Source organism: Thalassospira sp. MCCC 1A01148 (genome assembly GCF_001613795.1).
GTDB lineage: Bacteria > Pseudomonadota > Alphaproteobacteria > Rhodospirillales > Thalassospiraceae > Thalassospira.
The window spans coordinates 215097-228059 of record NZ_LPVZ01000022.1 but is presented as its reverse complement, the minus strand read 5'-3'; the positions used below and the strand labels follow the sequence as shown (position 1 = coordinate 228059).

Annotated in this window: 13 protein-coding genes; 4 read left to right on the top strand and 9 right to left on the bottom strand. The window is 54.6% G+C overall.

Annotated elements, in window-relative coordinates:
- Positions 1–86: 86 nt before the first annotated feature.
- The 7 genes from AUQ43_RS18545 to AUQ43_RS18515 all read right to left on the bottom strand — a co-directional run bounded on the left by AUQ43_RS18545 (position 87) and on the right by AUQ43_RS18515 (position 4084).
- Positions 87–665 carry a YceI family protein gene (locus AUQ43_RS18545; RefSeq protein ID WP_062957791.1) on the bottom strand — a complete coding sequence of 193 codons (579 nt, stop codon included), beginning with the start codon at positions 663–665 and terminating at the stop codon, positions 87–89.
- Between the two features lies 1 nt (position 666).
- Positions 667–1221, bottom strand: coding sequence for a cytochrome b (locus AUQ43_RS18540; RefSeq protein ID WP_062957790.1), 555 nt, complete (start codon positions 1219–1221; stop codon positions 667–669).
- A 94-nt stretch (positions 1222–1315) separates the two neighbouring features.
- Positions 1316–1909, bottom strand: a complete 594-nt coding sequence (locus tag AUQ43_RS18535; protein WP_062957789.1) for a YceI family protein — start codon at positions 1907–1909, stop codon at positions 1316–1318.
- A gap of 310 nt (positions 1910–2219) precedes the next feature.
- The gene (locus AUQ43_RS18530) at positions 2220–2669 is read right to left on the bottom strand and encodes a DUF2155 domain-containing protein (RefSeq protein WP_062957788.1); all 450 of its coding nucleotides are present in this window, start codon (positions 2667–2669) and stop codon (positions 2220–2222) included.
- A gap of 8 nt (positions 2670–2677) precedes the next feature.
- Complete coding sequence (locus AUQ43_RS18525; RefSeq protein ID WP_062957787.1) at positions 2678–2929, bottom strand: hypothetical protein; 252 nt, start codon at positions 2927–2929, stop codon at positions 2678–2680.
- 140 nt (positions 2930–3069) lie between these two features.
- Complete coding sequence (gene mlaD / locus AUQ43_RS18520; protein ID WP_062957786.1) at positions 3070–3522, bottom strand: outer membrane lipid asymmetry maintenance protein MlaD; 453 nt, start codon at positions 3520–3522, stop codon at positions 3070–3072.
- A 199-nt stretch (positions 3523–3721) separates the two neighbouring features.
- Positions 3722–4084, bottom strand: coding sequence for an NADH:ubiquinone oxidoreductase subunit NDUFA12 (locus AUQ43_RS18515; protein ID WP_062957785.1), 363 nt, complete (start codon positions 4082–4084; stop codon positions 3722–3724).
- A 939-nt stretch (positions 4085–5023) separates the two neighbouring features.
- Between AUQ43_RS18515 and AUQ43_RS18510 the strand changes: the two genes are divergently transcribed.
- The 3 genes from AUQ43_RS18510 (at position 5024) to AUQ43_RS18500 (ending at position 9882) form a co-directional block, all read left to right on the top strand.
- On the top strand, positions 5024–8731 hold the full coding sequence (locus AUQ43_RS18510) for a vitamin B12-dependent ribonucleotide reductase (RefSeq protein ID WP_062957784.1): 3708 nt from the start codon (positions 5024–5026) through the stop codon (positions 8729–8731).
- A 96-nt stretch (positions 8732–8827) separates the two neighbouring features.
- The gene (locus tag AUQ43_RS18505) at positions 8828–9397 is read left to right on the top strand and encodes an isochorismatase family protein (protein WP_062957783.1); all 570 of its coding nucleotides are present in this window, start codon (positions 8828–8830) and stop codon (positions 9395–9397) included.
- Between the two features lie 164 nt (positions 9398–9561).
- Positions 9562–9882: a hypothetical protein gene (locus AUQ43_RS18500; protein WP_114129831.1), complete on the top strand. Its 321-nt coding sequence runs from the start codon at positions 9562–9564 to the stop codon at positions 9880–9882.
- A gap of 99 nt (positions 9883–9981) precedes the next feature.
- On the opposite strand, the gene AUQ43_RS18495 is transcribed toward AUQ43_RS18500, so the two are convergent.
- Positions 9982–11037 carry a helix-turn-helix domain-containing protein gene (locus AUQ43_RS18495; RefSeq protein ID WP_062957781.1) on the bottom strand — a complete coding sequence of 352 codons (1056 nt, stop codon included), beginning with the start codon at positions 11035–11037 and terminating at the stop codon, positions 9982–9984.
- A 313-nt stretch (positions 11038–11350) separates the two neighbouring features.
- On the opposite strand from AUQ43_RS18495, the gene AUQ43_RS18490 reads away from it, so the two are divergent.
- Positions 11351–12178: a class III extradiol ring-cleavage dioxygenase gene (locus tag AUQ43_RS18490; protein ID WP_062957780.1), complete on the top strand. Its 828-nt coding sequence runs from the start codon at positions 11351–11353 to the stop codon at positions 12176–12178.
- A 56-nt stretch (positions 12179–12234) separates the two neighbouring features.
- On the opposite strand, the gene AUQ43_RS18485 is transcribed toward AUQ43_RS18490, so the two are convergent.
- Complete coding sequence (locus tag AUQ43_RS18485) at positions 12235–12951, bottom strand: copper resistance protein B (protein ID WP_232310745.1); 717 nt, start codon at positions 12949–12951, stop codon at positions 12235–12237.
- Positions 12952–12963 lie beyond the last annotated feature (12 nt).

The following is a 12963-nucleotide window of genomic DNA, read 5'->3' as shown; positions in this document are numbered from 1 at the left end:
ACATAAAAAAGCAGGACACGCGCAAACAAAACCGCCCCGGAGATCATCCGGGGCGGTTTTTCTGTGGGTCTTTAAGACAGCGCAGCTTATGGGCGCTTGGCTTCGATATCAATTTCGATGGTGACCGGATCGCCGACCTGGGACGTATCGGCCCACTGCCCCTGACCGACGCCAAAGTCGGTCCGGTTAATGGTCACCGTGCCTGTGGCCTTGGCCTCGTTGCCCTCGATCTCAAGATCAAACGGCAAAATGACTTCGCGGGTTACATCGCGGATGGTCAGGTCGGCAACCGCCTCGTACTGGCCCGGCGCGGTTTCGCTGAACGACTTGGTTTCGAATTTGGCAGTTGGCCATTGCGCAGCATCGAACCAGTCGGGCGAAACAATCTGACTGTCGCGATCCCCATTTGCGGTATCAACCGACGCAATATCGATCAGAACCTTTACCGACGATCCGGCAAGATCATCAGGTGAAAACACGATCTCGGCGGTGAAGGATTTGAATTCGCCTTCGAACGCGGCGCCAAGCTGGGTGCCGGTAAATTCAATCTCGCTGTCGCCAGCTTCGACCACCCATGGGTCGGCTGCCCACCCGGCTCCGGAAAAACCGGCGATGGTGGAGGCAAGGGCCAGTGCAGGCAACGTTTTTCGCGTTATCTGAAACATGTCAGTTTTCCTCGATTTTGCCGGGCAGCATGCGTCGCAAGGTGGCGTCACGATCCCAGAAGTGATGTTTAAGGGCTGCCAGAATGTGAACGCCGACCAGACCGGCAACAGCCCAGGACAACAGCCAGTGCACGGTACGCAGCGTTTCAAACAGTTCCTGATTGGGCGAAACAAGGTTGGGCAAGGTAAACAGGCCATAGACACTGACCGGGAAATTTGCCGCCGACGACATGGTCCAGCCCGTCAAGGGCATGGCAAACATCAAAAGATACAGCCCAAGATGCCCCGCCTTCGCCGCCAGCCGTTCGATCCGCGTTTTACCAAGCCCCTCTGGTGTGGGTTCTCGATGACGCCAGATCACACGCAGGATCACCAGTGCCAGCACTGTCACCCCAAGTGACTTGTGGCGCGAAATCCATTCCAGCTTCTCCATACCCAGCGGCAGGAGATCCATGTACCAGCCAATCGAAAAAACGCTGATGACCAAAAGTGCCATCACCCAATGGATGGTCTTGGTCACCGCGCCAAAGGCATTTTTTGTGCTACGGAGTGTCATAACCGGTTTTCCTTGCTGCCTGTGCAGGCCCGAAAGGTGAACGTGCGCTGCAGCATTGCCACCACAGCGCACGTCGGAAATCCAGAATTGCGGATTACTTCTGCTTCAGGAATTCAGAAGAAATCTGGAGTTCTACTTCGTCGCCAACGCCACCGATCAGGTAGTCCATGCCGTACTGGGAACGGATCACGGTACCGTTTGCAGAGAAACCAACAACGGCGTCGCCGGTCATCGGGTGTTCGCCTTCACCGGTCAGGACGACGTCAAGAACCAGCGGCTGGGTCTGGCCAAGAAGGGTCAGATCGCCGGTCACGGTTGCGGCATTGTCGCCAACCAGTTCGACCGAAGTGCTGGTAAAGGTTGCGGTCGGGAAGTTTTCCACATCAAGGAAATCGGCGGTTTTCATATGGTTATCAAGGGCTTCAACACCACTATCTACCTGATTAAGGTCAATGGTGATGGTGGCCGAAGATGCCGACGGGTTTTCACGGTCAAGGGTCAACTCGCCGCTGGTTCCACCAAAACGACCCTGGAAGTCGGAGAAACCAAGATGGTTCACGATGAAAATAACGCTGGTGTGGGTCGGGTCCAGTTTATAGGTATCTGCTGCCTGGGCCGAAAAAGCCGCACCCGAAAGACCTGCAACAATTGCCAGCGCGACACCGGCTTTCTTGATAGAATTAAACATCTTATTTTCCCTCTTGTTCACGTGGCGCAAACATCGTTGCGCTGCAATAAATCGTGAACTGAGGATGACAGGGTGACGGGTCGCTCTCAAGCCAGCGATACCGCAACATATATTTTCTAATTTGGAAACAATCAGAAGAACATTCGCCATATTCTTGACGATTTCGGCCCAATCATCAGATAGCCGCGCACCATTAAAAGCAGGCTTTCTGCGGCGCACAGATGGATCTGATGCCTTGCGATAAAAAGACGCGCCCCCGCCCGAAGGTCAGCTTGTTGCCAATTCGGGGGTGATCGCCGTATGGCTGGTTTTATGGCTGTTCTGGTGCGGCCTGACCTTGCGGGGCAGTAGCGCCCTCTTCCGCCTCGGCACCTGACGGATCAAAACATTCCTTGAGCCACACGTCATAGACCGGATGTTCAAGTGCGGACAAACCCGGACTTGATGCAAACATCCATCCTGAAAACAGGGGTGTACGTTCCCCATCGCCATCATCGCGAATGTCTGCGATATCAAGGAAGGTCGCACTTTCCGGGCGTTCTTCCGGCGGCGTGCGATAACAGGCATCGACCCGAATTTCGAGCGTTCCGAAACTGGCCGTGCGCCCCACCGGCACCTCAAAGGTCGAAATACGGGCCGTGATTTTATCAAGCCCCTGCAACTGGGCAACCGGGGCGGGACGATAATCAAGCGCCGAAGACGCTGTTCCGATCATTGCACATGTCGAACAAATCGCGGCAATCGCAAAGGATCGTTTCATTGTGGTCTTCAGTCCTGTTTGTCGCTTGTATCGTTTTTGGCATACGGATTATGCAGTTCGGCCACCAGATCATGCATCACATTGCGGAACTGTTCTTCGTCACAGCCCATCAAAAGTGCATCTTCAAGCGCATCCTGCATGATTTCGCGCAGTTCACCGAAATTGTCATTGAGCACCTTGATCTTTTCCACGCACGAAAGCGGTGAACCATCACTGGCCTGCCAGGTGGGGAAGTGATCAATATTTTCGGTCTTTTTCATCAACCGCTCCGACATTCTGTGATGACAGGGTTATGCGGAACATCCCCTGCCCTTGCCTTATCTGTACCACACCCTGCGATGCAAACCGGGCAAAAACATGGCTGGCAATCGCTGGCTGACAACCAATGGCCTCACACGGCTCAATTATCGCTGTTGGTCGAGGAATAGATAACCTGACCAATCAAATCTTCAAGGTTTACCGACCCTTGGGTGTATTCGATTTCACCACCAGCTTCGATCATGTCGATATCCCCGCCTGGCTCAAGGGCAACAAACTTGCCGCCAAGCAACCCGTCCGACGCAATCTTGGCCGAACTGTCAAGCGGCAATGCCAGATCAGGCTGCACCGACATTCTGACAACCGCCATATAGGTATCGGGATCAAGTTCCTGTGCCGTAACGGTACCGACCTTGACACCTGAAACACGGACATCATTGCCAACAACAAGACCATCAATACGGTTGAAACTGGCCATGATCTCATAGCCTTCCACCGTATTGATTCCGGCGCGTGAATAGGAATAGGCCGCAAATCCAACCGCGACCGCAATTACGGCCGCACCGGCAATGGTTTCAATCAGTCTGTTGCTCATCGACCTTATCCGTTCTGTATCTCTTTGAGACTTAGGGTCTGGACCCTATACTGTATTGCCCCGCCCCGAAAAACAACCACCCAAAAGACAACCGCATCAAACGGGCCATCGGGAAGCAGAATTCAGGCAAAACATATCGGAAACACAAACGGGCGCGAGTTGCCCCGCGCCCGCATGAAATCGGAATTCTTTTGAATGATCAGCCTTCCGGCGACCATGCCTGATAATCGCCGGTCGCTTCCGGGCGCTTGCCGCCGCTATATTCGTGGCCTTTCGGGCGATAGGCATATTTGGTGCCGGTCAGGTTCGGCAGATGATCTTTCTGCCAGTCATAACGGTCTTCGGCCTTGTCCGACAGCGGCGCATCAACAGTGTAATGCAGCCAGGCATGCCATTCGGCCGGAACCTTTGATCCTTCTGCGACACCTTTGTAAACAACCCAACGCTTGGTGCGACGACCCTTTGCCGGAGTCTTTTCGGTGTAATAGGTATTGCCGAAACGGTCTTCGCCAACGCGCTTGCCAAACAGCGCAGTATAAATACGGGTGCCGACGGTGGCCATGTTGGGTCTCTCTCCAGATCTGGTTTGTCCGCCCGAAATTCGGGAAGGCGGCAAAAGGCAGCGCAGGCTGTTTGGTCTTACAGCCCCTCAATCAAGTGACTTATATGTCGTGATGTTCGTGGAAAGTCAATGTTTCAAGCCCGCCACAGAGGACAAACTGCGGACAAACTGCGGACAAAACCGGTGCAAGGCCACACTTGCGCAAATCACCGTCCCCGACCTTGCCCTGTGGTGTCTTGAAACAACCCACAACTGCTTGTAGGGCGACGACTCTTTGATCCATCTAGATCTGGGGGCTTTGTCCACCTGCTTATCCACAACGCGCCCCATATATGTAGTAGCCCAGGATCCTTGCTATCCCTATCTTTGCGCCCGCATCAAAAAGAAGACTTTAACATAAATATCAAACTGTTATCATTGGTTCGCATGCTAGGAAAAACAACGAAACGCACTGATTTCCGCTTCGCACTGGAAATGGAACGAAATCCGCGTTAGCTTGATCCTGCGTTGTGTGGGCACCTCTCGTTACCACACAATATGTAGTCCGAGTCTTAGGACCAGTACACAATCATGCTGCGACACGAAGCGCAGTTTTCCGGGCCTCCCGGAGCGATTCAGAGATTGTTAACGAGAATCCCACCAGCATCGAATCAGCAAGACAGCAATCGACCCACTAGATGTTGTGGTAAAAATCACTGTCAACCACAAAGATTAGTGGACTGAGGCGAAATTTTGCCATTATAGTCTTCCCCACGGACCGGCTGGTTCCAAGGGGGGACCAACACCACCGACTACCCATAATTGCGAAGCTCTGGAAACGTCGGAAAATATCGACGTCGGGGGCGGCGCAAGAGCATTGAGCAAACTATATAAAGTCAGGCGATGTTGGCGCATCACCCGTAAGCGCCCTGTCACGTCTGATCACAACCGGAGCAGACCATGCGGATCACCAGAAAATTCACCCAGGAAGGTGTCAGCCCGTACGCTGACATAGAGTTTCGTAAGCTAACATCTGTCATCAAAAACCCGGATGGTTCGGTTGTTTTTGAGATGAAGGACATTGACATGCCCGCTTCCTGGTCTCAGGTGGCGAGTGATGTTCTGGCGCAGAAATACTTCCGCAAGGCTGGTGTTCCGGTCGCGCTCAAACCGGTTAAGGAAAAGGACGTCCCGTCCTGGCTGTGGCGTCAGACTGCTGACACCGCCAAGCTCAACAAGATGCCGGCCGAAAAACGCTACATCAGCGAAACCAGCTCGACCCAGGTCTTTGACCGTCTGGCTGGCACCTGGACCTATTGGGGCTGGAAAGGCGGCTATTTTGACGCCGAGTCCGATGCGCAGGCGTTCTTTGACGAAATGCGTTACCAGCTCTCCCACCAGATGGGTGCGCCGAACTCTCCGCAGTGGTTCAACACCGGTCTTCACTGGGCATATGGCATTGATGGCCCGGCACAGGGTCACTCCTATGTCGATTACAAAACCGGCGAACTGACCAAATCGGCCAGCGCATACGAACATCCGCAACCGCATGCCTGCTTCATTCAGTCTGTCGCCGATGACCTTGTAAACGAAGGCGGCATCATGGATCTCTGGACCCGTGAAGCGCGTCTGTTCAAATTCGGTTCCGGTACCGGTTCGAACTTCTCCAACGTACGTGGCGAAGGCGAAACCCTGTCCGGTGGTGGTCGTTCTTCCGGCCTGATGAGCTTCCTGAAAATTGGTGACCGTGCAGCTGGCGCGATCAAGTCGGGTGGCACCACCCGCCGTGCGGCGAAAATGGTTGTGGTTGATATCGACCACCCGGACATCGAAGAGTACGTAAACTGGAAAGTCGTCGAAGAGCAGAAAGTTGCTGCCCTTGTCGCCGGTTCCAAACTGGCTGAAAAGCACCTGACACAGGTTCTGGCTGCTTGCACCAACTGGGACGGTGCCGCTGACTCCGAGGACCGCTTCCTGCCGCGCGCCAACCCGCAGCTCAAAGAAGCTGTTCTGGCAGCCCGCGCTGTGATGATCCCGGATTCCTATATCAACAAGATCATCGAATTCGCCCGTCAGGGCTTCACCGAAATCAGCTTCAAGACCTATGACACTGATTGGGACTCCGAGGCATACCTGACCGTTTCCGGTCAGAACTCGAACAACTCTGTTCGTGTGTCGAACGACTTCCTGCAGGCTGTTCTTGATAACGGTGACTGGGAACTGATCCGTCGTACCGACGGCAAGATTGCCAAGAAAATCTCCGCACGTGACCTGTGGGAAAAAGTCGGCGAAGCTGCTTGGGCTTGTGCAGATCCGGGCATCCAGTACGACACCACGATCAACGAATGGCACACCTGCCCGAACTCGGGTCGCATCAATGCGTCCAACCCATGCTCGGAATACATGTTCCTTGACGATACCGCATGTAACCTCGCATCGCTGAACCTGATGAACTTCCGTTCTGATGATGGCGGCGTGGATATCGAGGCTTACGAACATGCTGTCCGTCTGTGGACCGTTGTTCTCGAAATCTCGGTTCTGATGGCACAGTTCCCGTCTGATCGTATTGCGGAACTCTCCTATCGCTATCGTACCCTTGGTCTTGGCTATGCCAACATTGGCGGCCTGCTGATGAGCATGGGTATTTCCTATGACAGCGACGAAGGCCGTGCGATTGGCGCATCTCTGACCGCAATCATGTGTGGCGTTTCCTATGCCACCTCGGCTGAAATGGCCAGCGAACAGGGTGCGTTCCCGGGGTATGCCGACAACGCCGAAGAAATGCTGCGCGTCATGCGCAACCATCGCCGTGCCGCACATGGCGAACAGGAAGGCTACGAAGGCCTGTCGATCAACCCGGTTCCGCTGGTTGCTGCTGACAGCCCCTATGCCGATCTTCCGGTTGCCGCACGTGCCGCTTGGGACAAGGCGGTCGAGCTTGGTGAAAAGCACGGCTACCGCAATGCCCAGACCACCGTTATCGCGCCGACCGGCACGATCGGTCTGGTCATGGATTGCGACACCACCGGCATCGAACCGGACTTTGCGCTTGTGAAGTTCAAAAAGCTTGCTGGCGGCGGTTACTTCAAAATCATCAACCGCACCGTTCCGGTTGCTCTGGCAACGCTCGGCTATACCGAAAACCAGATCCGCGACATTGAAAAATATGCGGTCGGTCACGGTACGCTCAAAGGCTCGCCGGCCATCACCCATGATGAGCTGAAGGCAAAAGGCTTTGACGATGATGCGATTGCCAAGGTTGAAGGTGCGCTGAAGAACGCATTTGACATCAAATTCGTCTTCAACAAATACACCTTTGGCGATGATTTCTGCGTCAACACGCTGGGTCTTGATGCCAAGGCAATCAACAGCATGGACTTTGACATGCTCGCAGCCCTTGGTTTCGACAAAAAACAGATCGAAGCAGCCAACACCTATGTTTGCGGTTCGATGACCCTTGAAGGTGCCCCGCATCTGCGCGACGAAGACCTGCCGGTCTTTGATTGTGCAAACCCGTGCGGCCGTATCGGCAAGCGTTACCTCTCAGCAGAAAGCCACATCCGCATGATGGCAGCGGCCCAGCCGTTCATCTCGGGTGCGATTTCCAAAACCATCAACATGCCAAGCAGCGCGAACATCCAGGATTGTAAAGACGCCTACATGCTGTCCTGGCGTCTGGGCCTTAAGGCAAACGCCCTGTACCGTGATGGTTCGAAACTCAGCCAGCCGCTCAACTCCGCACTGGTCGAAGAAGACGATTACGCCGATCAGCCGACCGCTGCCAAGGCAGCCCAGGCGTCCGAACAGATCGTCGAGAAAATCATCGAACGCGTTGTCCGTGGCGACCGTCGTTCCCTTCCGGGCCGCCGCAAAGGCTACACCCAGAAGGCAACTGTTGGCGGTCACAAGGTTTACCTGCGTACCGGTGAATACGAAGACGGCAAGCTTGGTGAAATCTTCATCGACATGCACAAGGAAGGCGCTGCATTCCGCTCGCTGATGAACAACTTCGCAATCGCGGTGTCCATCGGCCTGCAGTATGGCGTGCCGCTCGAAGAGTATGTCGAAGCCTTCACCTTCACCCGCTTCGAGCCGTCCGGCATGGTTTCGGGCAACGATGCGATCAAGATGGCAACCTCCATCCTTGATTACATGTTCCGCGAACTGGCGATCTCCTACCTTGGCCGTAACGACCTCGCCCACGTTCAGCCGTCCGACATCCTGCCGGATGCGGTTGGCGAAGGTGTCGCCGAGGGTGACCTTGGTGAAACCGCCGAAAAGGCTGGTGATCAGGCGATTGAAACCATCCGCAAGGTGGCATCTTCCGGCTTCGTGCGTCGCAACCTCTATGTTGTTGACGGCGGTGTACAGACCGAAGAACGCGTCGTGGAAGTCAAATCCACCGGCACGGACGGTCACAATCACAACCACGAAACCACCGCAAGTGCTGCAACCACCGCTGCACCGTCAGCACCGCAAAGCAATGCTATCCTGTCCACCAGCGAAGAAGTCATCGCCAAAACCGATGCCAAGATGGACCAGATCCGCGAAGCCCGCATGAAGGGCTATGAAGGTGACGGTTGCCCGGATTGCGGTAACTTCACCCTGGTGCGCAACGGCACCTGCCTGAAATGTGACTCTTGTGGCGCGACCACCGGTTGTTCCTAAGGGGTCTTCCCCTTCCGAACATCTGATCTGATCAGCAAACCGGCCGGGGCTCCCCCGGCCGGTTTTGTTTTGAGGATTTGCAAAAAGGAATGCGTTATGACCCTGCCCGCACTTGGTAACGACACGGCGCTGATCGTCCTTGATGTGCAAAAGGCCATCGACGATCCACGCTGGAACAGCAAAAACAATCCCGGCTATGCCGATGTGATTGCAAAGCTGCTGGCAAAATTTCGCGCCGCCAACCTGCCGGTGATCCATGTCCGCCACGAAGAAGCCAACCCGGCCTCAAGCTTCTATGTCGACGGCCCCGGTTTGCCGTTCAAGGACGAAGCCCTGCCGTTGGATGGTGAAACCGTGATTGCCAAGCAGCAAAACTGCGCCTTTGTCGGCACGTCGCTGGAAAAGCACCTGCATGATCGCGGCATCAAGCGCCTGATCTTTACCGGCGTGGTCATCCATAATTCCATGGATGTCACCATCCGCATGGCGCACTGCCTTGGCTTTGAAAACTGGCTGGTGCTGGATGCCACCACCGCGATTGATGTGCGTGATGCCAATGGCAAGACCTTCGCAGCACAGGACGTGTTTGATCTTTATGCCGCTGTTCTGGCCTCGGAATATTGTTCGCTTACCGACAGCGACACCGTCACATCCTCCCTGCCCTAGGCATTCGGCCAAACGTGCGCCGCAAATCATGTCAAAACCGGCTTATTGGCACCCCCGGTCAATAAGTCGGCACACCGCGCACAGTCCGGATCAAACAACATTCTAATATGGTAAAGGAGTCCAAACTCGATTGATCACGTAGATCAATTAAACGGGGGGATGGAATGAAGTCATCCACGGCCATACGTCGACACACCCGAAACAGCGTCATTCCGCTCCATCCGGAACGACGAACGTCTTCGGATGTCGCACCGCATCCTGTCGTGATCATTTGCCATGAAGCCCCGGACCTTGCCCGGTTGATCGAGGCTTATATTGGTCGGGCGCGCATGGTTTTGTTGCCGGATCTGGCGTCCGCCACCACGCTTGCCAACTCGCTTCGCGACAACAATATCAGAATTCTTGCGATTCTTGGTTTTCCCGGCAACCCGGCATCCATACCGTTTTCATTCCTGCACGCAGAGCCAGATCTCAATCTCGTCTAAACGCACAAACCACTACGATTTCAAGTTCGACACACATGCGTCGCTTGATCCATTGTCAAAGGACGGACCTGAACGGGAATTCGTCACACGCGGTTTTTTCTAGGCGAGTGTATGCAGCCAGTTTTCATAGCGTTTATCAATGCGATCATCATCACGATGGCGCGCATGCGGCACATGACCGGCACGGACATCACCGGGCGTCATGTCGTATTTCGCGCGGAAGGCCCGAATAAAGCCGGCATCGGTTTCATAGCCACATTCAAGTGCAATGTCATAGATCGAACGGCGGCATTCTGTCGGGTCGGTCAACAGTTTAAGCGCGTGGCGAAGCCGCATGTCGCGCAGATACTGGTTAACCCCGCCATGCTTTTTAAACAGCCGGTACAGGCTTGATCGCGACAGACCAAGATCATCTGCCGCGGTTTCCGCCGTCAATTCCTGCGACAACAGGTTTTCGCGGAAATAACGCCGGATCATCACCCCTTTTTCGATGTCCTGACGCAGCGCGCGCGTAGTGTTTGTCTCACCTTTTGCCGAATTCAGGCAGGTCGACAGCATCATGACGATGGTTTTCTGCAATACCGAAATTTGCGTGTCATTGAACTCGTGGATATGGCGATGCATCGACAGGATCTGGCTAAACAACATCCGCACCATGGGATCACGTTCTGACAGGAAACGCAGATTGTGATCATCCGGGTTGGTCAAGTGGTCCTCGACAAGCCGTCTTGGCAAAAACAGATGAACGGAATTGAACTGTTCGCTTGATTGCGCTTCGGTGCGCTGCGCCAGATCCAGAAGCAACAACCCGCCGCGCTTAAGCACATCGCCACCAAGCCCGGCATCGGACTTCACCGCGCCGTCGGTGTAAAGCTGCACATTGTAATGATCCATGCCATCGGACGCGATCATCTGCGATGTGCGCAAGAAGCTCTGCGCACAACTGCGCGCTTCCACCATCATCAAATCTCGATGCCGCCATGAATCAAGGTCCGCAACAAAGTCTTCCCGACGGGTCCTGCGGTCCGCATCCACGCTATAGATACAGTTGATGCTATCTTTCCAGACCTCGAACCGCTGTGCGCTGGGCAGCTCATTTAGCGAGAAACGCGATCTTTCAAGTATCGTGCTTTTTGGGGATGTTTGATGCGTCATACCTTGACAGCCATATTAAACAGGTTCCAGCAATCACAGTGCGCCTCTTTGGGTTGATTTACAAGACTCTATGTTTTTACCGGTTTTCAGCCTTGCCAAATTCGGCATTTAACGCCGCGCCAACCTCTCCGGCCGACAGCAACGGGCGCTGTCAGCGTGAAACGACCCTGCACTAATGTTTCCAATGGATGAACAAAAACAGTACCCGGCAACACACTGTTGCCAAACAGCGACTAGTCACTTTCCCAATCGCACCGCATATTTATCGCAAATGACAAGCGATTGACCCAACTTAATCCCACGAGGCTTTCTCATGGCAATCACGTCTTCAGATACCGGCAGCAGCGCAACACATCTTGCACCGATCTTTATTTCGCACGGGTCGCCGATGTTGGTGGCGCGTCAAAGCACCCCGGCCTTTGACTTTTTTGTCGATGAACTTTCGAAATTGACCGACGGTGTGCGCGCCATTCTGATTGTTTCGGCCCACTGGCAGACATCAAGCCCGACCATCTCGACCGCAGCGCATCAGGAAACCATCCATGACTTCTATGGTTTCCCGCAACCGCTTTATGATCTGCAATACGGTGTCGAAGGCGCGCCGGAACTGGCCCGCGAAATCGCCAGCGATCTTGGGATTGATACCGATGCCACCCGTGGTCTTGATCATGGCGCCTGGATGCCGATGTATCTTGCCCGCCCCAATGCCGACATTCCGGTCTTTCAGCTTTCCATGCTGGGCCACGGTGGCCCGCGCGAACATTTCGAACTTGGCAAAAAGCTGCGTGGTCTGCGCGATAAGGGGGTTCTGGTGGTCGCAAGCGGTGCGATGACACACAATCTGCGTGCGCTTGATCGCAACGAAGGCCCGATTGATCCGTGGGCAAAGGAATTCACCGACTGGATGGTGGAAAAGGTCAAGGCACACGATATCGACGCCCTGCTTGATTACAGAAGCCTTGCCCCGCACGCTGCCATGGCCCATCCGGAGGACGATCACCTGATGCCCTTCTATGTTGCGCTGGGCGCTGCATCGGATGATTTCGAACCCGATCTTCTCCATAACAGTTACGAGTTCGGCAACCTCGCCATGACCGCCCTTCGTTTCCATGACCAGGGCGGCGTCAAAAACGCTGCCTGATCACGCTTTTTCGCAAAATCAAAAAGGCCGGGAGAATTCATCTCCCGGCCTTTTGTCTAGAACATCACACGAAGCCCGGTGACCAGATAGGTCGCCTCGTAATCCTCGCCATCATGTTTGGCAAAGTCTGCGGTGTCCCCGAACTTCCGTTCATAGGCAACACCGACATAGGGCACGATGGCCCGATCAATCAGGTCGTAGCTCAGTCGCAGACCGAACTCCGCACTTGATAAACCCTTGCCGACCTCGATCTCGCGATCTTCGGAAAAGGCGGCATTGATCTCGAACGACGGGGTCAGGATCAGATAGTTGGTAAGCAGTGCTTCATACTCGACATCAAGCCGTGCACTGGCATCACCGATCTCGCTGACGAACAGATCCGCATCCACTTCAAACCATTGCGGGGCCAAGCCCATAACCCCGACCGTGCCATACCAACGATCTGCACCTTCTGGTGTATCAAGGCGCACACCTGCCTTCGCATCGAAGAAATCGGAAATCGGGGTTTGCACCACCAATCGGTTTTCCAATCCTTCGTAAATGTCGGCATCAAGGTCACGTTCGCCCTCTCCCTGCCAGCGCAGTTTGACCTCATCGGTCCCGACGAACGCATCCGCGCCCCAGACAAACAGCTTTTCGTTCTCATCACCGAGCCGATATTCAAACTGCTCGGTCTGGAAGCCGTAATACAGGTTGTTCATTGCGCTGGCCGCCGAAGAAAACGCGCCCATTGCAGCGAAGGTGCCACCTGCGGCAAGTACAAGTTTGGTCATTTTCATCACTGA